This is a genomic window from Bradyrhizobium sp. GW821-FHT13H06 (genome assembly GCF_058803975.1).
Genome location: NZ_JBXAPN010000009.1, coordinates 198,002 through 219,167, shown reverse-complemented (window position 1 = coordinate 219,167; position 21,166 = coordinate 198,002). Strand labels below are relative to the sequence as shown.

The following is a 21,166-nucleotide window of genomic DNA, read 5'->3' as shown; positions in this document are numbered from 1 at the left end:
TCTTCACCTCAAGTCCAGCGAGACCGCTTCATGAACGCCGCCTCCTACGTCATCCCGCTTCCGCCGCAGGCCTCGCTTCCCGTCGTCGGGGAGAGCGGCCGTTATCCGGTGCGCCGCATCTGGTGCGTCGGCCGCAATTATCTCGAGCACATCCGCGAGATGGGCAATGACGAGCGCGCCCCGCCGTTCTTCTTCGCCAAGCACGCCGACATGCTGGTGCCCGATGGCGCCACCATTCCCTATCCGCCGCTGACCAAGGACCTGCATCACGAGGTCGAACTGATCGTCGCGATGAAGAGCGGCGGCCTCAACATTCCCGCCGAGAAGGCGCTGGACCACGTCTACGGCTACGCCGTCGGCATCGATCTCACCCGCCGCGATCTCCAGATCGCCTCGCGCAAGAAGGAGCGTCCCTGGGAGATCGGCAAGTCGTTCGACTATTCGGCGCCCTGCTCCGCGATTCAGCCGGCCTCGAAAATCGGCCATCCTTCCAAGGGCAAGATCTGGCTGACGGTCAACGGCAAGGAAGCGCAGAAGGGCGACCTCACCGAGCTGATCTGGAACGTGCCCGAAATCATCTGGCAACTCTCGCAGCAGGTGAAGCTCGCCGCCGGCGACATCATCATGACCGGCACGCCCGCCGGCGTGTCGCAGCTCCAACCCGGCGACAAGCTCGAATGCGGCGTCGAAGGTGTCGGCACGCTGAAGGTGAGCATCGGCCAGCCGGAATAGCAGCGGCGAACGCATCAAAGCAAAAGCCCCGGAGCACGCTCCGGGGCTTTTCATTTCGCGAAGGCGCATCGCCGCCCGATCACCGCAGCGCGGACCACACGATGAGGCCGAGGATCAGCGCCGTCAGCGAGTATTTCAGCGTGTAGTAGACGTTGCGGTTCCACTCCTTGACCTTGCGGCTGGCGAGATGGATCTCGTAGAGCTTGCCGAACATCTTGTTGAGCACGCCGACATTCTCGCCATCGACGTTCTGGGTCGCCGACGCCTTGACGATGTGATGGCTGACCCAGCGGTTGATCGCGGTCATGAAGCCGTACTTCATCGGACGCTCGACGTCGCAGAACAGGATGATGCGGTTGACGTCGGTCGCATTCTCGGCGCTGTGAATGAAGGTCTCGTCGAACATGAAGGCCTCGCCATCGCGCCAGACGCATTCGACGCCGTCGACGACAATCCGACACTTGTTCGAGTTCGGGGTGACCAAGCCGAGATGGTAGCGCAGCGAGCCCGCGAAGGGATCGCGGTGGGCACCGAGCCTGCCGCCCGGGGGCAGCATCGCGAACATCGCGCCGTGCACGCTCGGGATCGCGTTCAGGAGCTCCACAGTCTTCGGGCACAGTGTGCGTGCCGAGGGCAGGAAGTCGTCGTACCATTTCAGGTAAAACCGCTTCCAGCCGCTCTTGAAGAACGAGTAGAAGCCCCAATCGTTGTTCTTCGCGGCAGCGCGAATGAAACCTTCGTCGAACAGGCGCACCGCCTCGTCGCGGATGGTCTCCCAATTCTCGCTCAGGGGCTTCAGCTCCGGAAACTGATCGACCGAGATCACCGGCTTGTTCGGCACGGCCGAGCCGGCGTACATCAGCACGTTGTAGGGCGCGAGATAGGTCGAGTGATCGCCGAGCTGGCGCGCGAAGCGCAGCCGCTGCTTGCCGCGGAAGTGAACGTAAATCGTCGAGGCCGCCAGCACATAAAGAATGACGAGTTGCGGCGCAAAAAGCTGTTTCAGCATTTCCCCAGTTCCCAAGTGAACCCAGCCGGGGACGTCATCTACTCCGGCCGAGCCCGAGCGACAAGATATTCACCGGAAGGTTGCAATCACGCTGGGGAGAGCGTTCGGCCCGGAACTTGGGGTTGAAAGGGCCGAAACCGTCCGAAATCAGGCCCGCGACAGCGCCTGCAGCCCCTTGAAGGTCAGGCGCTTCGGATCGGTGACGCCGGCCAGGTAAAGTCGGCGGATGAAGGCGATGACGGCCTCGCGGTCGCAATCGGTCAGCGCGACGACAGCGTCGACCGCGATCTTCTGGGCTTCCATTGGGCTCACCTCGGCTTTGCGAGTAACCCCGGCCGAGACAGGCTAGGACTCATCCGTTAAATCGGCGTTAACCGTTTTGGAACCCTCGCCGATTCAGCCGGGCCGCCGTATACGCAAAACAACGCATTGCGGGGGCGCGAAGCGGCTCAGCGCGCCTTGATGCTCTTCTTCAGCAGCGCAAACTGCTTCTTCAGCCGGGGCACGGCGAAGTCGGTGAAGGCCCGCACCTTCGGCACCGAGAGCCGGCCCTGCGGGCAGATCAAATGCGCAGGCATCTCCGGGTCCTCGTCGCCGGCCAGCACGATCTCGAGCTCGCCGCGCGCGACCTGCTCGGCGACCTGGTACGAATACATCCGCGCCACGCCGCGCCCGGCGACGGCAGAGGCCACTGCCGCATAGGTGCTGTTGACGACGAGCCGCGGGGTGAACTGCACCGAGCGCGGCACCGATGACGCCGCCTGCGGCGCGAAGGTCCAGGAATTGGGCAGATGCGCCATGGCGACGATCTGGTGCTTGGCGAGATCGCCGGGCTCGGCGATGCGCGGATGCTGCTTCAGATAGCGCGGCGCTGCCACCACGACACGGCTGATCTCTCCGACCCGCATGGCAATCATCGCCGAATCCGCCAAGGGACCGATGCGAAGCGCGACGTCGATCCCCTCCTCGATCAGATTGACCGCGCGATCGAACAGCAGGAGCTTTGCCGACACGGTGGGATAGGCATCGAGAAACGCATCCAGAATCGGCCGCAAGACCATCTCCCCCGAGACCACGGGAGCGGTGATCGTGAGCAGGCCGCGCGGCGCCGTGCGCGGTCCCGCCGCGATGTCGTCGGCTTCCTCGAGCTCGGCGAGCACACGGCGGCAGATCGCGGCATAGCGCTCCCCCTCCTCGCTCAGCTTGATCGAGCGCGTGGTCCGGTGCAGCAGTTCGGCGCCGACGCGTTCTTCCAGAAAGGCGATGGCCCGGCTCACCGCCGCCGGCGAGCGGCCGAGCTTGCGTCCTGCGGCGGCCAAGCTGCCTTCGTCCACTGCCAGGACGAACACTTTCATCGCATCCAGACGATCCATTCCCTTCCCGTCTTGCTCTGAGCTTCCGCTCGCAGGCTAGGCGTTCGCTGCAACCTCGACAACTACCGCCGGGCGCCGGCGCCGCATTCGTTCGCGCGGCGAAAGAGTGTGTGCCGGACGGCGGCTATTCGCGACCGGGCCGCCGCGGCGTACCTCAGCACGCAAGCCAGCCGCTGCTGGCGCAGGTCTCAAAGCCAACAACAGGAGCCCATCATGGGTATCGAGCAGAAGGTCGCCATCGTCACCGGTGCATCGCAGGGTATCGGCGCCGCGCTGGTGCAGGGTTTTCGCGATCGCAACTACCGCGTCGTCGCTACGGCGCGCTCCATCAAGCCGTCTGGCGACGATGATGTCCTCGCCGTTCCCGGCGACATCGCCGACCGTTCCACTGCCGAGCGCGTAGTCTCGCAGGCGATCGCCCGCTTCGGCCGGGTCGACACGCTGGTCAACAACGCCGGCATCTTCGTCGCAAAGCCGTTCACGCAATACACGGCCGAGGACTATGCGGCGGTGATGGGAACGAACGTCGCAGGCTTCTTCAACATCACGCAGCTCGCCATCGCCGAGATGGAGAAGCAGGGGTCCGGCCACGTGGTGCAGATCACGACCACGCTGGCGGATCAGGCCGATTCCAACGTGCCATCCGTGCTGGCCTCGCTGAGCAAGGGCGGGCTGAACGCTGCGACCAGATCGCTCGCGATCGAGTACGCCAAGCGCGGCATCCGCGTGAACGCGGTCTCACCCGGCATCATCAAGTCGCCGATGCATCCGGTCGCGACGCATGCGCAGCTCAGTGCGCTGCACCCGGTCGGTCACATGGGCGATATGTCCGACATCGTCGATGCGGTCCTCTATCTCGAGGGGGCCTCCTTCGTCACCGGCGAGATCCTGCATGTCGACGGCGGCCAGAACGCCGGTCATTGAGACGAGGAGAAGCACGATGCCCATCGTCACTATTCAAGTCACCCGCGAGGGAACGACGCCGGGAGCGGCGTCGCTCACTGCGGTGGAGAAGGCCGCGCTGATCAAGGGTTCAAGCCAGCTCCTGCTCGACGTGCTCGGCAAGCCGCTCGATTCCACCTTTGTGGTGATCGAGGAAGTGGACACCGACAATTGGGGCTGGGGCGGCCTGCCGGTGCAGGAATTCAGGCGCCGCCGCGCCGCCCGGACAGGATGATCCCGCCCGTCACTACGCGTAGGAGGTCGACAGGACCGACGCAGACACGAAGCAGCAATTCGTGAGCCGGCCGAAACCGCATTGCGGAGGCGCCGTCAGGAATAGCGCATCACACCGTCGTCGATCCGGCCAAGGCGCAGGGAGACGATGTCGAGCGCGTAGTTCTGGTGCAGCCGCCACGGCCGCTTCGAGCCCTGCTTCGGCATCTTGGCCACCGCGCGCTGCACATAGCCCGAGGTGAAATCCAGCGACGGCTGCGCTGTGATCGTCGAATCGTCGTTGTGCGGCACGCATTGACGGAAATTGTGCCGGTCCATGTAGTTGATGAGACGGCAGACATATTCGCAGGTGAGATCGCATTTCAGCGTCCAGGACGCGTTGGTGTAACCGAAGGCCGAGGCCATGTTGGGCACGTCGGCATACATCATGCCCTTGTAGGTCAGCGTATTGGCAAAATCGACGGCGCGACCGTCGACACTGACCTCGAGGCCGCCGACGACCTGGAGCACCAATCCGGTCGCCGTCACGATGATGTCGGCCGCAAGCTCGCTTCCGTCCTTCAGGCGGATGCCGTCATGCGTGAACGTGTCGATCTCGTTGGTAACGACGCTGGCGCGCTGCTCACGGATCGCCTTGAAGAGGTCGCCGTCCGGCACCAGGCATAGCCGCTGGTCCCAGGGATTGTAGCGCGGGGTAAAATGGGTTGCGACGTCGTAGTCGGGGCCGAGCGCCATTCGCACGCCCTTGAGAATGAGGTCCTTGACCTTGGCAGGCTTGCGCCGGCTGAGCTGGAAGAAGAACATCCCCCACATCACGTTGCGCCAGCGGATCAAATGATAGGCCAGCTGCGCCGGCAGATTGCGGCGCAACTTGTTGGCGAGGGGATCCTGCGCCGGCCGCGATACCACATAGGTCGGCGAGCGCTGCAGCATGGTGACCTGCGCCGCCTTCTTGGCGAGCTCCGGCACCAGCGTGACCGCGGTCGCGCCCGAGCCGATCACGACGATGCGCTTTCCCGCATAGTCGATGTCCTCGGTCCACTTCTGCGGATGCACGATGCGGCCGGCGAAATCCGCAGCGCCCTTGAACTCCGGCGTGTAGCCCGCCTCGTATTTGTAATAGCCCGAGCACATGAAGAGGAAATTGCAGGTAAAGCGAACCAGCTCGCTCGCGCCCTCGCCCGAGATGCGCTCGGCCTCCACCGTCCAGCGCGCGTCCGGTGTCGACCACACCGCGCGCTTGACGCGGTGATGATAGCGGATGTGCCTGTCGATGCCGTTCTCGGCTGCGGTCTCGCGCACATAGTTCAGGATCTGCGGCCCGTCCGCGATCGCCTTCGGATCGGTCCACGGCTTGAAGGAATAGCCGAGCGTGAACATGTCGCTGTCGGAGCGGATGCCGGGATAGCGAAACAGGTCCCAGGTGCCGCCGATGCAATCGCGCCCCTCCAGGATGACGTAGCTCTTGGTCGGACACCTGGTCTGCAAATGATAGCCCGCGCCGATGCCGGATAGCCCGGCACCGACGATGAGGACGTCGAAATGTTCTTTCGCTTCCGTCATGGCGCTCTCCCTCGCCGCAGCATGGCAGGGCCGCGCCGAATTGCAACCATCACGGGACGGTCGCGCCGTAGACCTTGGCGGTGTCGAAATACTCGTGGAATTCGACCGCCTTGCCGTCCTTGAAGCGCCAGTAATCGATCTTCGGCGTCTTCGCGACCTTGTTGGTCTTCTTGTTGGTCCATGCGCACTCCCCGCGCGCGACGACGGTGTCGCCCTGCGCGACGAATTCGTTCATCGTGTAGTACTGCATGCTCCAGTCAGCCAGCAGACCCTCGAAATAGCCGCGCAGTGCATTGCGGTCGTCATAACGCGTGGCAAAAGGCACCGCCGCATCCCCCTGCGGAATCGAATCGAACTTGATCTGCGGGCCGATGACCTTGTCGAACCAGTAGTCGACGTCTTGGCCCTTGCTGTCGCTCCACTGGCGATAGGCTTCCCTCAACAGCTGAACATTGGCTTCGCTGGACATCGCATTCCCTCCATATGCATTTCCGACAATGAACGTGGGAAATCGGCCGCCGGCTCTGGAAAGTGGCAGGCTTGTTTCGGCTCTACCTGAAAGCGTACCACAGGCAGACCCAACAAAAAAAGGCCCCAGATCGCTCCGGGGCCTTTGTGTCGCAACTGCGTACGGCTCAGTAGCGGTAATGATCCGACTTGTACGGACCTTCCTGCTTCACGCCGATGTAGTCGGCCTGGTCCTTGCGCAGCTCGGTGAGCTTGACGCCGATCTTGGCGAGGTGCAGGCGGGCGACCTTCTCGTCGAGCGTCTTCGGCAGCACGTAGACCTTCTTCTCGTACTTTCCGTCCTTGTTGTTGGCGAACAGCTCGATCTGCGCCAGCGTCTGGTTGGTGAAGGACGCCGACATCACGAAGGAAGGATGGCCCATCGCGTTGCCGAGGTTCACGAGGCGGCCCTCCGACAGCATGATGATGCGGTGCTTGTCGGGGAATTCGATCTCGTCGACCTGCGGCTTGATGTTGGTCCACTTCAGGTTACGGAGAGCCGCGATCTGGATCTCGTTGTCGAAGTGACCGATGTTGCAGACGATGGCGCGATCCTTCATCGCGCGCATGTGCTCGATGGTGATGATGTCCTTGTTGCCGGTCGCTGTGACGAAGATGTCGGCGCGGGGCGCGGCGTCTTCCATGGTCACGACCTCGTAGCCTTCCATCGCGGCCTGCAGCGCGCAGATCGGATCGACTTCCGACACCATGACGCGGCAGCCAGCCTGGCGCAGCGAGGCGGCCGAGCCCTTGCCGACGTCGCCGAAGCCGGCGACCATCGCGACCTTGCCCGACAGCATCACGTCGGTGCCGCGGCGGATGCCGTCGACCAGCGATTCACGGCAGCCATAGAGGTTGTCGAACTTCGACTTGGTGACGCTGTCGTTGACGTTGATGGCCGGCCACAGCAGCGTGCCCGCCTTCTGCATGTCATAGAGACGATGCACGCCCGTGGTGGTCTCCTCGGACACGCCCTTGATGCTCTTGGCGATGGCGGCGAAGTAACCCTTCGGCTTCTCCTTGAGCTGCTTCTTCAAAAGCGCGAAGAAGACTTCCTCTTCCTCGGAGCCGGGCTTGTCGAGGAAGGCGGCGTCGCCGTTCTCGGCGCGCAGACCGAGATGGACGTACATGGTGGCGTCACCGCCGTCGTCGAGGATCATGTTCGGGTGACCGCCGCCGTGCCAGTCGAACAGCTTCGCGGTGTAGTCCCAGTACTCGGTCAGCGTCTCGCCCTTGACGGCAAAGACGGGAATGCCGGCGGCCGCGATCGCGGCGGCAGCGTGGTCCTGCGTCGAATAGATGTTGCAGGAGACCCAGCGGATGTCGGCGCCGAGCGCGGCCAACGTCTCGATCAGCACGCCGGTCTGGATGGTCATGTGCAGCGAGCCGGCGATCCGCGCGCCCTTCAGCGGCTGCTTCGGGCCGTACTCCTCGCGGGTGGCCATCAGGCCGGGCATCTCGGTCTCGGCCAGCGAGAGCTCCTTGCGGCCGAAATCGGCGAGCGAAATGTCCTTGACGATGTAATCGGTGAAGCCGGGCTTCGCGTTCATGGGGGGTTCCTGTTTGTTGGCTCGTCATTCCGGGGCGCTCGTGAAACGAGCGAACCCGGAACGACGCAAGAGAACTAGAGCGCGCGCTTGAGCGGCTCGACGAGATCGGTCTTCTCCCAGGAGAAGCCGCCCTCGTTGTCGGGCGTGCGGCCGAAATGGCCGTAGGCAGACGTCCGCGCGTAGATCGGGCGGTTGAGGTCGAGATGGGTGCGGATGCCGCGGGGCGTGAGATCCATCGCCTGGGCCGCCGCCTTCTCGAGCTGATCCTCCGGCACCTTGCCGGTGCCGTGGGTGTCGATGTAGATCGACAGCGGACGCGCGACGCCGATGGCGTAGGCGAGCTGGAGCGTGCAGCGGTCGGCAAGACCGGCCGCGACGATGTTCTTGGCGACGTAGCGCGCAGCGTAGGCCGCCGAGCGGTCGACCTTGGTCGGATCCTTGCCGGAGAACGCGCCGCCGCCGTGCGGGGCCGCGCCGCCATAGGTGTCGACGATGATCTTGCGGCCGGTCAGGCCGGTGTCGCCGTCGGGACCGCCGATGAAGAACTTGCCGGTCGGATTGATGTGCCAGATCGTCTTCGGCGTGATCCAGTCCCTCGGCAGCGCCTCGCGCACATAGGGCTCGATGATGTCGCGGATTTGCTTGGAGGTGAGGTCCTCGACCAGATGCTGGTGCGAGACCACGATCTCGCGCACGCCGACCGGCTTGCCGTTCTCGTACTGCACGGTGACCTGGCTCTTGGAATCCGGACCGAGCACCTTCTCCTTGCCGGAGTGACGGGCTTCGGAGATCAGGCGCAGGATCTTGTGGGCGTAGAAGATCGGCGCCGGCATCAGGTCGGGCGTCTCGTTGGTGGCGTAACCGAACATGATGCCCTGGTCGCCCGCGCCTTCTTCCTTGACCTCGCCCGGCTGAAGCGCATCGACGCCCTGGGCGATGTCGGCCGACTGCGGATGCAGCAGGATCTCGATGTCGCAGGTCTTCCAGTGGAAGCCCTCCTGCTCGTAGCCGATGTCCTTGATCGCGCCCCGGACGACGCTCTCGATCTGCTCGTTGGTCACCGACTTCGGACCACGGGTCTCGCCGGCGATCACCACCTTGTTGGTGGTTGCGAGCGTCTCGCAGGCGGCGCGGATGGCCCACGGATCGATGCCCGCCTTCGGCCCTTCACGATAGAACAGGTCGACGATCTCGTCGGAGATCCGGTCACAGACCTTGTCCGGATGGCCCTCGGACACGGACTCGCTGGTGAAGAGATAGGACGCGCGCATCAGTAACCCCTTGTTCCGCCGCTAGCCGGCGGGCGTTTGCGATGTTTACCTTTAATGATGTCAATCACGCCGGCGCGAGATGACGTAGGATTCGTCGAGAAACCAGAGCCCATTGTACTTTCGAAGCACGTCCCTGGCGGCGTCCAGGGTGCGGCTGTTTTGAGTCATTTCCGTCAACCGGTCGTCCTCAATCTGAGCGACATACACTGCCGCATTCCACGCTGCAAAGGCCGTCGAGGTTCCGATAGTGCCCGTGACCTCGTTGGGCAGAGCTTCCATATCATACCTGAAGATCGAACGGTTGTCCGCGTAGGCATTAAAATTTAAGTCGCGGCCCACCGATCCAAGTTCATACTTAACTGCGCGCAATAGCTCATGACGGCTCACTGAGAAAGGGTTTTCTCCCGGCCAGATCGCCTGGATCATTTCCATGCCCGGATCCTGGCCATGGGAGTGGATTCCGATCAGCCGCCCCCCCGGTCGAAGCGCCCGCGCCAGGGGGGCAATGATGCGTTTGGCCCGGAAATTGACCGAGGACAGGGCCCGGTAGGGCTGGGAAGCGATGACGAGGTCGAAATTGGCCTCGGCCTGGCCCGGCCGCGGAATGGTCGCATCCAGAAGAAACCTATGGTCCTCGCGATAGAGAACGAGGACGACGGGCCGCTCGTAGAGCGGCATGGCGGTGCGGGGGCTGATCGCGGCGCGCCAGTTCTGCTCCAGGAATGGCCTCAGCTCCGCGATCTGCTGCTCGAACTCGCCCGACGAAGCGCCGCGGAGCGGCACCTCATGCCAGACGGTAGCGGCCGCCGCAGCCGGCGATGCCGGCGTGAGCCAGGGCGCCTCCGCGTAGAACATGTTGGTGAAGACGAATACCGACGCCGGATGCTCGAAAATGCGATCCGGCACCTTTTCCAGCGTCAGGCGCAGGTCCTCCAGACTGAGCTCCTTGCCGGCGACATAGAACGGCATGTGCGGAAAGCGCTGATGCGTTGCGCGCAGCACCCGCGCCAGCACCGTGCCGTCGCCGACGCCGGCATCGAACAGGCGCAAGGCCGGCGGGCGCGGATGGATGGAGGCCAGTTCCAGCGCGACCCTGTCTGCGATCACTCGCTTTTCGCTGCAGGTGTGGACGAACAGCAGGTATTTCTGGCGGTTCTCGAAGAACCGGAAATTGCCGCGTGGATCGCGCTTCTCGGGCGGGACCTGAAGTCCCCGCGGCGGCGGCATGCCGCCGGCGATCGATGCGGCCATATAGGCCTGGATCCGCTCCAGCGTGTCGATGGTGATGCGTTTTCCCTCGCGCAGGCGGTGCACGAGCTTCCCATCATTCACCGCGCGCCGGCCGAACGTCGATTCCGCCATGTCCGCCTTGCGGCAGAACTCCGTGATCTGGCTCAGGATTTCGTCGTTCTTCATGAGTGGGACACGGTGGGCAGAAGGGTTGGGTTACGCCTCCTAGCAAATTCTGCCCACCGAGGGAATAGCGGGATCGTCGCGACCATGGCGAGCCGGCCGCTTATCGCGTACGCGACGGCGCCGGCCGGGCCGCGCGCAACGCCGAAGGCGCGAAAACGTCGTTCTCCCCGGCTCTCGCGCATGTCGGCAAGCCGGCCTGAGGTGCAGCAGATGGTGAAGCGCGTGCAGGCTGAGGAGTCGCGGCAATGCGGAACACGCAGGTGCCGTGGTCGAACTCGTCGCTGCTGTGCGAGGTTTACTTGGCGGGGAAGCAACGACGCGCCGGCCTTGAACGCCGTGCCATTCGCTGAACATTCAACTGTCATCGCCCGGCCTTGACCGGGCGATCCAGTATTCCAGAGACAGGGGGAGACGCGGAGAAGCCGCGGCGTACTGGATTCCCCGCCTCCGCGGAGAATGACCGTGAGGATGTGGGGAGGCCTCGCCGTACTTACGGCCGGGGCGCGTGGGGCCTCAGTTGCCCCACACTTCCTTCGCGATCTCGACCGCAAGGCTGAGCTTGGCCCATTGCTCCTCCTCGGAGAGGACGTTGCCCTCTTCCGTCGAGGCAAAGCCGCATTGCGGCGAGAGCGCGAGCTGCTCCAGCGGGGCGAACTTGGCGGCCTCTTCCAGGCGGCGCTTGATATCGTCCTTCTTCTCGAGCTCACCGAACTTCGAGGTGATGACGCCGACCACGACGACCTTGTTGCCCTTGGGCAGGAAGCGCAGCGGCTCGAAGCCGCCGGCGCGGTCGCTGTCGTATTCGAGGAAGTAGCCGTCGTAATTGGTGCCGGCGAGCATGGTCTCGGCGACCGGCTCGTAGCCGCCCGAGGAGATCCAGGTAGAGCGGAAATTACCGCGGCAGACATGCGTCGTCACCACCATGTCGGCTGGCTTTTCGGCCAGCGCGTAGTTGATGATGCGCGCATAGATCTGCTGGAGACCGTCGGGATTGTCGCCGCGCTCACGCGCCTTCTGCAGCTCGTCCTGCGAGCAGAGATAGGCCCAGACGGTATCGTCGAACTGGAGATAGCGGCAGCCGGCGTCATAGAAGGCCTTCACCGCCTTGCGATAGGTCTTGCCGAGATCCTCGTAGAACGCATCGAGATCGGGATAGACGTCCTTGGAGATCGACTTGCGGCCGCCGCGGAAGTGGAGCACCGCCGGCGACGGGATCGTCATCTTGGCGGTGACGTGGGCCTGGTCGGCGTATTTCTTCAGGAAGCGGAAGTGATCCAGCATCGGGTGGTTGTCGGGGAAGTCGAGCTTGCCGATGACGCGGACCGCATCGTGACGGGTCTGCACGCCCGCGAACTGGATGCCGGTCTCGGGGTGGAACAGCTCGCAGCCGGTGAGCTTGGCCAGGAAGTCGAAATGCCACCAGGAGCGGCGGAATTCGCCGTCGGTCGCGAGCTTCAGGCCAATCGAGGCCTGCTTGTGCACGACCTTCTCGATCTCCAAATCCTCGATCTTGCGCAGATCGTCGGCCGAGATCTCGCCCTTCTCGAGCCTGGCGCGCGCCTCCTTGATCTTGGCCGGACGCAGGAGACTGCCGACCTCGTCGGCACGGAAGGGGGCTCTGGTTCGCTGCATTTCTGTTTCTCCCGAAATTTCAGTCGGCGCTCGTTGTACTCCTTCTCCCCGCAAGCGGGGAGAAGCGAAGAAATCAGTGGACCGCTACCCCTGCGACGCCGAGGTGGCGTTCCAGGACCGAGGGGTCGGCCTTCAGCGCGGCACTCGGGGCGTCGTGGACGATCGTTCCGCGTTCCAATATCACAACGCGATCGGCGAGCCCCAGAATCTTTTGGGCATTCTGCTCGACGATGATCGAGCAGATGCCGCCCGCCCGGGTGATGGTCCCGATCGCCTTGAGCAGCTCCTCGACGATGATGGGGGCGAGGCCCTCGGTCGGCTCGTCCAGCAGCAGGACCTTCGGATTGAGGGTCAGCGCGCGGCCGATCGCCAGCATCTGCTGCTCGCCGCCGGAGAGCTGGTTGCCGAAATTGCTCCGCCGCTCCTTCAGCCGCGGGAACATCTCGTAGACCTTCTCGACCTTCCAGGCGCCGGGCTGCGCCACCGCCGTCATGTTCTCTTCCACCGTCAGCGAGCGGAAGATGTTGCGCTCCTGCGGCACCCAGCCGATGCCGGCACGGGCCCGCTGGTCGGGACGCAGCGTCGTGACGTCGGCGCCGGCGAGCGCGATCGAGCCGGAGAAGCGGCGGGTGACGCCGACGATGGAGTTGATCAGCGTGGTCTTGCCGGTGCCGTTGCGGCCGAGCAGCGCCAGCACCTGGCCCTCGGCGAGGCGCAGGGACATGTTGGGCAGGACCACCGCCTCACCATAGCCGGCGCGCAGGGAATCGATCGCGAGCAGGTCAGACATTGACCGCCTCCTCGCCGAGATAGACAGCCTTCACCTGCGGATCGCGCGCGACCTGCTCGGGTGCCCCCTCCGTGAGCAGCGCGCCCGAGACCAGCACCGAGATGCGGTCGGCGAAGGAGAATACGAGATCCATGTCGTGTTCGATCAAGAGCACGGTGACGTCGCGCGGCAGCGCGCCGACGACGGCGAGAATGTCGTGGCGCTCGCTCTCGGGCACGCCGGCGGCGGGCTCGTCGAGCAGCAGAACGCGCGGCTTGGCGGCAATGGCAACCGCAATCTCGAGCAGGCGCTGCTTGCCGTAGGGCAGCGTCACGGTCTGTTCGTTCATGACGTCGAGCAGGTGGAAGCGCGCCAGCAGTTCGGCAATCTCGTCATTGACGTCATTGCGCGTGCCCATCCGTCGCCACCAGTCGCCCCCATGGCCGAGACGCTCGGAAACGGCAAGGCCAATGGTCTCGAGCGGGGTCAGGTCGGGATAGAGCTGGTTGATCTGGAAGGTGCGCGACAGGCCGCGCAGCACGCGCTTGTGCACCGGCAGATCGGTGATGTCCTGGCCTTCGAGCAGGATGCGGCCCGAGTTCGGCTTGAGCACCCCGGTGAGCTGGTTGATGACCGTGGTCTTGCCCGCGCCGTTCGGGCCGATCAGCGCGTGGCGGGCGCCCTGCTCGATCCTCAAGGACAAATCGCGGGTGACACGCAGGCCGCCGAACTGCTTTTCGAGATTCTTGGTTTCGAGCGCGATGGTCATGCGTCGCTCTCCGGCACGGCGACCACGGCCTTGCGCCCGGCGACCTGCTTGATCACCAGATTCGGCACATACAGCACCCAGCGATGCAGCCGCTGGCGGCCGACCAGCACGATCACGACCAGCACGAGGCCGATCCAGAACTGCCAGTATTGCGGCGTGATGGTGGAGAACAATTCCTGGAGCATGCGGAACACCACCGCGCCGATCAGCCCGCCATAGAGATAGCCGGTGCCACCGATGACGAGCACCAGCATCAGATCGGCCGATCGCTCGAAGGCGAACACGTCGAGCGAGGCGATCGCGGTGGTCTGGGTGAACAGCGCGCCCGCGATGCCGGCATAGAACGCGGCCAGTGTGTAGATGGCGATCAGGCGGCGATTGACGGGAATGCCGATCGCCGCAGCCCGAAGCGGGTTGTTCTTGATCGCGCGCAGCGACAGGCCGAATGGCGAATGCACGACGCGGCGAGCGAACAGGAACAGCAGGAACAGCACCGCCAGCGAATAGAAGAAGCCGGCCTTGCCGAACATGTCGAACGGAACCTGGCCGAAGATCGGCTGCATCTCGATGCCCTGCAGGCCGTCGGTACCGCCGGTGATGTTGGAGAAGCGCTCGGCGAGCGCTTCCAGCAGCAGTGCGATGCCGAGCGTGACCATCAGGCGGGTCAGGTCGACGCCGCGGATCACCAGGAAGCTGGTGGCAAAGCCGAGCACCATCGCGGCCAGGCCGGCGGCGACCAGTGCCAGCACGGGCTCGGTGACGATGCCGTGCAAGGCAAGCAGCCCCGCGGCATAGGCGCCGACCCCGAAAAAGGCGGCGTGGCCGAGCGAGACGATGCCGGCGTAGCCGAGGATGAGATCGAGCGACATCGTGAACAGCGCCAGCCGCAGGATGTCGGTCATGATCAGATAGCGCGAGGGAAAGGCGAAGCCGCAGGCCAGCACGATCAGCCAGAAGGCGATTTCGCCATAGTGCCAGCGCGCTTGGCGCTGGGCGTGATAACCGACGTCGGAAGCGGCGCTCATGGGCGAACTCAACGCGCGGCCGTGCGGCCGAACAGGCCGTTCGGACGCCAGATTAGGATCACGATCATCATGGTGTAGATCACGAACGGCCCCATCTTCGGCACGTAATATTTGCCGGCGACGTCGCCGATGCCGAGCAGGAGCGAGGCCAGGAACGGGCCGGTGATCGAAGAGGAGCCGCCCACGGTGACCACGATCAGGAAGTAGATCATGAACTTCAGCGGAAAATACGGGTCGAGGCCGAGGATCTCGGCGCTGAGTGCGCCGCCGAGGCCGGCAAGCCCGCATCCGAACGCGAACGTGAAGGCGAACACCTGCGGCACGTTGATGCCGAGGCCGCTGGCGGCGCGCGGGTCATCGACGGCGGCGCGCAGGCGGCTGCCGAAGCGCGTCTTGGCCAGCACCATCTGAAGCGCGATGGTGAGCAGGCCGCAGATCACGATGATCATCAGCCGGTAGCGGCCGATGCCGACGCCGAACAGGTCGAACTGGCCCTGGAGCGCGGCCGGCAAATTGATGAAGACGCGCGAGGAGCCCTGGATGTAGTCCACGGCCGCCACCGACATGAAGGTCAGGCCGATCGTGAACAGAACCTGGTCGAGATGGCTGCGCGCATAGAGGTGGCGGTACAGCGTTCGTTCGAGCACAATACCGATTGCAGCCGAAGAAACGAAAGCGAGCGGCAGGGCGGCGAAGAACGGCCAGCCCATCCGGTTGACTAGCACCATGCAGACATAGCCGCCGGCCATGGCGAAGGCGCCATGGGCAAGATTGACGAAGTTCATCAGGCCGAGCGTGACCGCGAGCCCGCAGGCGAGCACGAACAGCAGCATGCCGTAGGCAACGCCGTCGAACAGGTTGGTGAGGATTGCGGTCATCGGGGGCGGGTCGTTGTCCAGACAATTTGGTCTAGCGGAGCGGGCTGCTGTGCTCCCTCTCCCGCTTGCGGGAGAGGGTTGGGGAGAGGGTATCTCCGCAACGGGACAATCCCCGCATTGAGAGAACCCTCACCCGGCGGCGCTTCGCGCCGACCTCTCCCGCAAGCGGGAGAGGTTTGGAAGAGCGCGTCACTTCTTGGTCTTGCCGAGGTCCTTGACGGCTTCGAAGGTCGCGAACTCGACGTTATAGAGTTCGCCGTCGACCTTCTCGACCTTGCGGATGTAGATGTTCTGCACGATGTCACGGGTCTCGGGATCGATCGAGATCGGGCCGCGCGGGCTCTCCCACTTCTGGCCCTTCATGGCTTCGATCAGCTTATCGCCGTTGGTATCGCCGCCGGTCTTCTTCAGCGCCTCGTAGATCAGATGGATGCCGTCATAGCCGCCCACCGCCATGAAGCCCGGACGATTGCCGAAGGCCTTCTTGTAGGCTGCGACGAAATCCTTGTTCATCTGCGAGGGATGCGCCGCAGAATAGAGGTGCGCGGTGACGGTGCCGAGCACGGCATCGCCCATATTGTTGAGCAGGTCGTCGTCGGTGACGTCGCCGGGCCCGATCACCTTGATGCCGGCCTTGTCGAGGCCACGCTCGGCATACTGCTTCATGAAGTTGCCGCCCTGGCCCGCCGGCACGAACACGAAGATCGCGTCGGGCTTGGCGTCCTTCATGCGCTGGAGGAACGGCGCGAAGTCAGGATTTTGCAGCGGCACCTTGACCTCTTCGACCACCTCGCCGCCGCCGGCCGTGAAATGCTGCTTGAAGAAGTTGAGCGCGTCATTGCCCGGTGCGTAGTCCGAAGTCAGCGTCGCGACCTTCTTGATGCCGTTCTTCACCGCCCAGTCGCCGATGATGGTCGAGGATTGCGCCAGCGTGAAGCTGGTGCGCACGATATAGGGCGAGCGCTCGGTGATGATGGAAGTGCCGGCTGCCATCACGACTTCCGGAATCTTGGCCTGCGTGGCGAGCGGCGCGGCGGCAAGCGCGGCCGGCGTCACGCCGAAGCCGGCGATGAAGTTGACCTTGTCGTTGACGATCAGCTCCTGCGCGGCGGTCTTGGTCTTGTCCGGGATCGCAGCATCGTCCTTGACGATGATCTCGATCTTCTTGCCGGCGACGGTATCGCCCTTCTGCTGCATGTAGAGCTTGATCGCGTTCTCGATCTGCTTGCCGGTCGAGGCCTGGCCGCCGGTCATCGGCAGGATCAGACCGATCTTGACGGTGTCCTGGGCCTTCGCAGGCGCGAGGCCGGCAAGGCCTGCAATGGCCGCAACAGCGGCGGCCCAAGTCGCCTTGTGCGACAGTTGCTTGCGTTCGAACATCAGATGTCCCTCCCCTTCATTCCTGACTCTTGTGCCCTGGACCGAGTGCCCGGCCCTTGCCTTTGATCTTGGACCGCGCCCGAGCGCTCTCGGGTGCCACATGGGCGTCTTTCGCGCCCTGCTTGTCAATCGGACGTTCGGCGGCCCTTCGGCGCAACCCAAGTGTTCCGAAGACCGGTCGACCGGACGCGGTGCTACGATTGCGTCGGAGCAGTTCGAGCAACCCGCTCGTGACCGCCTTCATTTGTACGAATGTACAAACAAAATGGACTTGTCAACGAAAACCCCTGCTCGCGGACCAAGCCATGTTGTCGCGAGGCTCGCACCAAGTCTAGAAATGCGATGGATCGCGTGCATGGAGGATTTCGCCTTTCTTTTGCAGAATCTGTACATCCACGCGCCTCACCCGGCCGCCATTCGGTAACAAATTACCTACCTCGAATAAGTCTATTTTACCTTGTTGAAGGCTACGCTTCTTCCTGCCGGCCCGAACCGGCGTCCAATCACCGAACGCGTACACCATGCCCAAGACTCTTCGTTCCGCCCTCGTCCTCGTTGCGCTCGCCGCGGGGCTGTCCGGCTGCGGGACGGTCAACGAAAAACTCTCCGCCGGCATGGGCGACTACGTCCCGCAATGGGCCGGCGGCCTGCCCGCCGATGCTCCGCCGCGACCGGGCACGCCGCAATACGACGCCTACATGAAGGAACGCGAACGCAAGCGCCTGGTGCCGGCAGCGGATCGCGAGAAGGAAGAGCAGGCGCAGAAGGGTGCAGCGGGGACGACATCGGGGAGCCCGGTGCGCTAACGGAGCGAATGGCGAACAGGGAGTGGCGAATATATCCCTCTTCCTACTCGCCACTCCCCATTCGCTAATCCACGAACACCACCGTCTTGCGGCCGTTGAGGATGACGCGATCGTCGAGATGGTAGCGGATGGCCCGTGCCAGCACGCGGCGCTCGATGTCCCGGCCCTTCCGGACCAGATCTTCCGGCGTGTCGCGATGGCTGATGCGCTCGACGTCCTGATCGATGATCGGGCCCTCGTCGAGGTCGCGCGTGACGTAATGCGCGGTGGCGCCGATCAGCTTGACGCCGCGCTCATGCGCCTGGTGATAGGGCCTGGCGCCCTTGAAGCCCGGCAGGAACGAGTGGTGGATGTTGATGCAGCGCCCCGACAGCTTTGCCGACAGATCGTCCGACAGAATCTGCATGTAGCGGGCGAGCACCACCAGATCGGTCTTCGTCTTGCCGACGAGGTCCATGATCTGCGCTTCCTGCTCGCGCTTGGTCTCCTTGGTCACAGGCAGATGGTGGAACGGGATGCCGCCGAAATCGAGCCCGGCATAGACTTCGCGCGGATGGTTGGAAACGATCGCGGTCGGAATCATCGGCAATTCGCCGGTGCGCCAGCGGTAGAGGATGTCGACCAGGCAGTGGTCGGACTTCGACACCAGCAGCATCACCTTGCGATGCGCGGCGCGGTCGCGCATCTGCCACTCCATGCCGAAACGCTCGGCGATCGCGGCAAAGCCGGTCTGCAGCGCCGACAGTTCCACGGCGAGATCGGCCGCGGTGAACACCACGCGCATGAAGAATTTCCTGGTCTCGACGTCGTCGAACTGCTGGGCATCGAGGATGTTCTGTCCGTTGTGGGCAAGGAACGTCGACACCGCCGAGACGATGCCGGGGCGATCCGGACAGGACAGGGTCAGGACATATTGATGGTCGGGCATGTTGATGACGGGCTTGGCTCTTGATGAAGGTTTGTGCAGCGGAACCATCCGCGATTTGCGCCCTGCTCTAGCACCGACCCCGCCCTTGCGCCAATCCCGGGCGCAGAGTCAGGATGAACGGACGATTGCAACCCATGATCGGAGCACACCCATGGCCGACCGCTTGAACGGCTACCGCATCTTAATTCTGGAAACGCGGGAGGAGGCGCAGTTTTCGAAGCTTCTGGTCGAGCAAGGCGCCGAGGTCGTGCAATGCCCGATGTTCACTATCCATGATGCGCCGGACCCGGCTCCGGTGGAGGCCTGGATCCGCCGCACCATCGACCAGCCCTTCGACGATCTCGTGCTGATGACGGGCGAAGGGCTGCGTCGGATCATGAAGCTCGCCGGCGCCCGCGGGCTCGACACCGCCCTCGTCGCGGCACTTGCCAAGGCGCGAAAATTCACCCGGGGCCCGAAGCCCGGCAGGGCGCTGCGCGAGATCGGTCTCGAGGCGCAGCAGACCACGGAGAAGCCGACCACCGAGGGCGTGATCGAGATGCTGGCCAGGCTCGACCTGAAAGCACGACGCCTCGGTCTCCAGCTCTATCCGGACAAGGACCACAGCGCCCTGACCGGCGCGCTTGCCGCGCAAGGCGCCGCCGTCGATAGCGTGCTGCCCTATGTCTACGATTCCAAGGCGGCGGATGCGAACATCGTCGCCGCCATCGACGACATGGCCTCCGGGCGGATCGATTCCATCGCGCTGACCAATCTCGGCCAGGTCCGCCGCCTGATCGAGGCGGCGAAGGCGCATGGTGCCGAAGCGAAACTGCGTACAGGCCTCGAACGGACGTTGATCGCCTCGGTGGGGCCGGCGGTCTCCGGTGAACTCGCCGCGCACGGTCTGCGCACGGACGTCTCGCCGGCGGATGAAGCCTATTTCATGCGTCCGCTGATCTCGGCGATGGCCGCGGCGCTGGCGGAGCGGAAGCCGAGAGCCGCGGCGAGCTAAGAGCCGAACGCGGGGGCGGCCTGCGGCGGCTGCGATTGACACAAGCATCGCCGGCGCTAGCTTGCCCGACCGCAAGAAGAACAACAAGGCAAGGGAATCGCCGTGATACGCGTCATCGCGTCGTGAGCGTCACCGCACGACCTTCGGCGCTCGCGCCATTCCGCATCCGCAATTATCGTTTCCAGTGGCCGTCCGACCTGCTCACCTCCTGGGCCTTCGAGGTCGAGACGCTGGTGCTCGGCTGGTACATCATTGTCGAAACCGGCTCGGTGCTGCTGCTCACCGTGCTTGCTTCACTCCAATTCGTCGGAACACTGGTCGCGCCCGTGTTCGGCATGATCGGCGACCGCATGGGCCATCGCGATCTCCTGGTCGCAATGCGTCTTGCCTATACGGCGCTGTCGTCGACCATCATGGTCCTGGCGCTGACCGGTCACCTGTCGCCGCTGAGCGTCATGATCATCGTCGCGATCATGGGCCTGATCCGCCCTTCGGATCTCGGCGTCCGGGGCGCACTGCTTGCCGAGATCATGCCGCCTGAGCAGCTGGTCGGCGCCATCAGCGTTGCGCGCACGACCCAGGACAGCGCCCGCATCGCCGGGGCGTTGACTGGCGCCGGGCTGTTCGCCGTCCTTGGCATTGGGCTCGTGTATGTGGCGATTGCCGGCCTCTACCTCATGGCTGCGCTTCTGATGCTCTGCCTGACACGGCCGGAAAGGTCGGTCACCACGAGCAATCTCCCGGCGAACGGCCACGCGGTTTCGAGGTTGCTGGGCGATCTGAAGGAAGGCGTCGTCTATGCCTGGAATGGCCCGGGAATGCGCGCGGCGCTGTGCGTCGCCTTCCTGGCCAATCTCACCGCATTTCCCTTCACGGGCGGATTGTTGCCCTACATCGCGCGGGAGATCTTTCACACCGACCAGACCGGCCTCGGTTATCTCTCGGCGAGCTTCGCCGTCGGCTCGCTGATCGGCTCCATCACGCTCAGCCTGGTCAGTGGCGTGCGCATTGCCCGGCTTCTGATCGGCGCGACGCTGGCCTGGTACGCCATGCTGCTGGTCTTCGTCGAGGTCAGGACCATGCCGGTGGCGATGGCCTGCCTCGTGCTCGCCGGCATCGCCCAGAGCATGTCGATGATCTCGGCCGCCGTCATTCTGATGCGCACCGCGAGCGCACATCTGCGAGGCCGCGTCATGGGCGTGCGCATGATGGTCATCTATGGCTTGCCGATCGGACTGCTCGCAGCCGGCGGCCTGATCGACGTCATCGGCTATTCCGCGACGGGCTCGCTCTATGCCGCCGCGGGCTTCTTCGCGATGCTGGCGATCGCGGTGCGTTGGCGCGCCGACCTCTGGCCGGTCCACGCCCCCGCCAATGCGCGGTGACGA

General features: G+C 64.2%; 21 protein-coding genes. 6 read left to right on the top strand and 15 right to left on the bottom strand.

Annotated features, from left to right (window positions below; all coding sequences use genetic code 11):
* Positions 1-30 precede the first annotated feature (30 nt).
* Positions 31-732, top strand: a complete 702-nt coding sequence (locus AC1RQP_RS31315) for a fumarylacetoacetate hydrolase family protein (RefSeq protein WP_492940699.1) — start codon at positions 31-33, stop codon at positions 730-732.
* Positions 733-811: 79 nt separating this feature from the next.
* Here AC1RQP_RS31315 and AC1RQP_RS31310 read toward each other — a convergent pair whose 3' ends face one another.
* The 3 genes from AC1RQP_RS31310 to AC1RQP_RS31300 form a co-directional block, all read right to left on the bottom strand.
* Positions 812-1,741, bottom strand: a complete 930-nt coding sequence (locus tag AC1RQP_RS31310) for an aspartyl/asparaginyl beta-hydroxylase domain-containing protein (protein WP_239625238.1) — start codon at positions 1,739-1,741, stop codon at positions 812-814.
* Between the two features lie 147 nt (positions 1,742-1,888).
* Complete coding sequence (locus AC1RQP_RS31305) at positions 1,889-2,044, bottom strand: hypothetical protein (RefSeq protein WP_162832013.1); 156 nt, start codon at positions 2,042-2,044, stop codon at positions 1,889-1,891.
* Between the two features lie 146 nt (positions 2,045-2,190).
* On the bottom strand, positions 2,191-3,114 hold the full coding sequence (locus tag AC1RQP_RS31300) for a LysR family transcriptional regulator (protein WP_492940697.1): 924 nt from the start codon (positions 3,112-3,114) through the stop codon (positions 2,191-2,193).
* Positions 3,115-3,327: 213 nt separating this feature from the next.
* Here AC1RQP_RS31300 and AC1RQP_RS31295 point away from each other — a divergent pair, with 213 nt between their 5' ends.
* Positions 3,328-4,038, top strand: coding sequence for an SDR family NAD(P)-dependent oxidoreductase (locus AC1RQP_RS31295; protein ID WP_492940695.1), 711 nt, complete (start codon positions 3,328-3,330; stop codon positions 4,036-4,038).
* Positions 4,039-4,054: 16 nt separating this feature from the next.
* The gene (locus AC1RQP_RS31290) at positions 4,055-4,291 is read left to right on the top strand and encodes a tautomerase family protein (protein WP_492940693.1); all 237 of its coding nucleotides are present in this window, start codon (positions 4,055-4,057) and stop codon (positions 4,289-4,291) included.
* Positions 4,292-4,386: 95 nt separating this feature from the next.
* Here the strand turns inward: AC1RQP_RS31290 and AC1RQP_RS31285 are convergent, their stop codons facing one another.
* The 11 genes from AC1RQP_RS31285 to AC1RQP_RS31235 all read right to left on the bottom strand — a co-directional run bounded on the left by AC1RQP_RS31285 (position 4,387) and on the right by AC1RQP_RS31235 (position 17,050).
* Positions 4,387-5,853, bottom strand: a complete 1,467-nt coding sequence (locus AC1RQP_RS31285) for a flavin-containing monooxygenase (protein ID WP_492940691.1) — start codon at positions 5,851-5,853, stop codon at positions 4,387-4,389.
* Positions 5,854-5,902: 49 nt separating this feature from the next.
* Positions 5,903-6,322, bottom strand: coding sequence for a nuclear transport factor 2 family protein (locus AC1RQP_RS31280; protein WP_239625246.1), 420 nt, complete (start codon positions 6,320-6,322; stop codon positions 5,903-5,905).
* A gap of 166 nt (positions 6,323-6,488) precedes the next feature.
* A complete protein-coding gene (gene ahcY, locus AC1RQP_RS31275) occupies positions 6,489-7,910 on the bottom strand; it encodes an adenosylhomocysteinase (protein ID WP_126255762.1) in 1,422 nt (473 codons plus the stop codon).
* Positions 7,911-7,984: 74 nt separating this feature from the next.
* On the bottom strand, positions 7,985-9,181 hold the full coding sequence (gene metK, locus AC1RQP_RS31270) for a methionine adenosyltransferase (protein WP_492940688.1): 1,197 nt from the start codon (positions 9,179-9,181) through the stop codon (positions 7,985-7,987).
* Between the two features lie 60 nt (positions 9,182-9,241).
* A complete protein-coding gene (locus AC1RQP_RS31265; protein WP_061878907.1) occupies positions 9,242-10,597 on the bottom strand; it encodes a hypothetical protein in 1,356 nt (451 codons plus the stop codon).
* A 513-nt stretch (positions 10,598-11,110) separates the two neighbouring features.
* Positions 11,111-12,229, bottom strand: coding sequence for a cobalamin-independent methionine synthase II family protein (locus tag AC1RQP_RS31260; protein ID WP_492940686.1), 1,119 nt, complete (start codon positions 12,227-12,229; stop codon positions 11,111-11,113).
* Between the two features lie 73 nt (positions 12,230-12,302).
* Positions 12,303-13,019, bottom strand: coding sequence for an ABC transporter ATP-binding protein (locus AC1RQP_RS31255; RefSeq protein ID WP_492940684.1), 717 nt, complete (start codon positions 13,017-13,019; stop codon positions 12,303-12,305).
* A complete protein-coding gene (locus AC1RQP_RS31250; RefSeq protein ID WP_028180557.1) occupies positions 13,012-13,767 on the bottom strand; it encodes an ABC transporter ATP-binding protein in 756 nt (251 codons plus the stop codon). Before AC1RQP_RS31250 ends, AC1RQP_RS31255 begins: the two co-directional genes overlap by 8 nt.
* The gene (locus AC1RQP_RS31245) at positions 13,764-14,792 is read right to left on the bottom strand and encodes a branched-chain amino acid ABC transporter permease (RefSeq protein ID WP_492940682.1); all 1,029 of its coding nucleotides are present in this window, start codon (positions 14,790-14,792) and stop codon (positions 13,764-13,766) included. Before AC1RQP_RS31245 ends, AC1RQP_RS31250 begins: the two co-directional genes overlap by 4 nt.
* Before the next feature lie 8 nt (positions 14,793-14,800).
* Positions 14,801-15,670, bottom strand: a complete 870-nt coding sequence (locus AC1RQP_RS31240) for a branched-chain amino acid ABC transporter permease (protein ID WP_035674417.1) — start codon at positions 15,668-15,670, stop codon at positions 14,801-14,803.
* 189 nt (positions 15,671-15,859) lie between these two features.
* Positions 15,860-17,050 (bottom strand): ABC transporter substrate-binding protein, encoded by a 1,191-nt coding sequence (locus tag AC1RQP_RS31235; RefSeq protein WP_492940680.1) that lies wholly within the window; start codon positions 17,048-17,050, stop codon positions 15,860-15,862.
* Between the two features lie 521 nt (positions 17,051-17,571).
* Here AC1RQP_RS31235 and AC1RQP_RS31230 point away from each other — a divergent pair.
* Entirely contained in the window at positions 17,572-17,856 is a 285-nt protein-coding gene (locus tag AC1RQP_RS31230) for a hypothetical protein (protein ID WP_239625263.1), read from the top strand.
* A 64-nt stretch (positions 17,857-17,920) separates the two neighbouring features.
* Here the strand turns inward: AC1RQP_RS31230 and purU are convergent, their stop codons facing one another.
* A complete protein-coding gene (purU, locus tag AC1RQP_RS31225; protein ID WP_492940815.1) occupies positions 17,921-18,784 on the bottom strand; it encodes a formyltetrahydrofolate deformylase in 864 nt (287 codons plus the stop codon).
* 151 nt (positions 18,785-18,935) lie between these two features.
* Between purU and AC1RQP_RS31220 the strand changes: the two genes are divergently transcribed.
* Positions 18,936-19,778 carry a uroporphyrinogen-III synthase gene (locus AC1RQP_RS31220; protein ID WP_492940678.1) on the top strand — a complete coding sequence of 281 codons (843 nt, stop codon included), beginning with the start codon at positions 18,936-18,938 and terminating at the stop codon, positions 19,776-19,778.
* 122 nt (positions 19,779-19,900) lie between these two features.
* The gene (locus AC1RQP_RS31215) at positions 19,901-21,163 is read left to right on the top strand and encodes an MFS transporter (protein WP_492940676.1); all 1,263 of its coding nucleotides are present in this window, start codon (positions 19,901-19,903) and stop codon (positions 21,161-21,163) included.
* The last annotated feature ends 3 nt before the right edge of the window (positions 21,164-21,166 follow it).

What these genes read in the sequence shown, in the direction of transcription:
- AC1RQP_RS31315 (WP_492940699.1), top strand. Translation starts at nt 31, where the DNA reads ATGAACGCCGCCTCCTACGTCATCCCGCTTCCGCCGCAGGCCTCGCTT.
- AC1RQP_RS31310 (WP_239625238.1), bottom strand. Translation starts at nt 1,741, where the DNA reads ATGCTGAAACAGCTTTTTGCGCCGCAACTCGTCATTCTTTATGTGCTG.
- AC1RQP_RS31305 (WP_162832013.1), bottom strand. Translation starts at nt 2,044, where the DNA reads ATGGAAGCCCAGAAGATCGCGGTCGACGCTGTCGTCGCGCTGACCGAT.
- AC1RQP_RS31300 (WP_492940697.1), bottom strand. Translation starts at nt 3,114, where the DNA reads ATGGATCGTCTGGATGCGATGAAAGTGTTCGTCCTGGCAGTGGACGAA.
- AC1RQP_RS31295 (WP_492940695.1), top strand. Translation starts at nt 3,328, where the DNA reads ATGGGTATCGAGCAGAAGGTCGCCATCGTCACCGGTGCATCGCAGGGT.
- AC1RQP_RS31290 (WP_492940693.1), top strand. Translation starts at nt 4,055, where the DNA reads ATGCCCATCGTCACTATTCAAGTCACCCGCGAGGGAACGACGCCGGGA.
- AC1RQP_RS31285 (WP_492940691.1), bottom strand. Translation starts at nt 5,853, where the DNA reads ATGACGGAAGCGAAAGAACATTTCGACGTCCTCATCGTCGGTGCCGGG.
- AC1RQP_RS31280 (WP_239625246.1), bottom strand. Translation starts at nt 6,322, where the DNA reads ATGTCCAGCGAAGCCAATGTTCAGCTGTTGAGGGAAGCCTATCGCCAG.
- ahcY (WP_126255762.1), bottom strand. Translation starts at nt 7,910, where the DNA reads ATGAACGCGAAGCCCGGCTTCACCGATTACATCGTCAAGGACATTTCG.
- metK (WP_492940688.1), bottom strand. Translation starts at nt 9,181, where the DNA reads ATGCGCGCGTCCTATCTCTTCACCAGCGAGTCCGTGTCCGAGGGCCAT.
- AC1RQP_RS31265 (WP_061878907.1), bottom strand. Translation starts at nt 10,597, where the DNA reads ATGAAGAACGACGAAATCCTGAGCCAGATCACGGAGTTCTGCCGCAAG.
- AC1RQP_RS31260 (WP_492940686.1), bottom strand. Translation starts at nt 12,229, where the DNA reads ATGCAGCGAACCAGAGCCCCCTTCCGTGCCGACGAGGTCGGCAGTCTC.
- AC1RQP_RS31255 (WP_492940684.1), bottom strand. Translation starts at nt 13,019, where the DNA reads ATGTCTGACCTGCTCGCGATCGATTCCCTGCGCGCCGGCTATGGTGAG.
- AC1RQP_RS31250 (WP_028180557.1), bottom strand. Translation starts at nt 13,767, where the DNA reads ATGACCATCGCGCTCGAAACCAAGAATCTCGAAAAGCAGTTCGGCGGC.
- AC1RQP_RS31245 (WP_492940682.1), bottom strand. Translation starts at nt 14,792, where the DNA reads ATGAGCGCCGCTTCCGACGTCGGTTATCACGCCCAGCGCCAAGCGCGC.
- AC1RQP_RS31240 (WP_035674417.1), bottom strand. Translation starts at nt 15,670, where the DNA reads ATGACCGCAATCCTCACCAACCTGTTCGACGGCGTTGCCTACGGCATG.
- AC1RQP_RS31235 (WP_492940680.1), bottom strand. Translation starts at nt 17,050, where the DNA reads ATGTTCGAACGCAAGCAACTGTCGCACAAGGCGACTTGGGCCGCCGCT.
- AC1RQP_RS31230 (WP_239625263.1), top strand. Translation starts at nt 17,572, where the DNA reads ATGCCCAAGACTCTTCGTTCCGCCCTCGTCCTCGTTGCGCTCGCCGCG.
- purU (WP_492940815.1), bottom strand. Translation starts at nt 18,784, where the DNA reads ATGCCCGACCATCAATATGTCCTGACCCTGTCCTGTCCGGATCGCCCC.
- AC1RQP_RS31220 (WP_492940678.1), top strand. Translation starts at nt 18,936, where the DNA reads ATGGCCGACCGCTTGAACGGCTACCGCATCTTAATTCTGGAAACGCGG.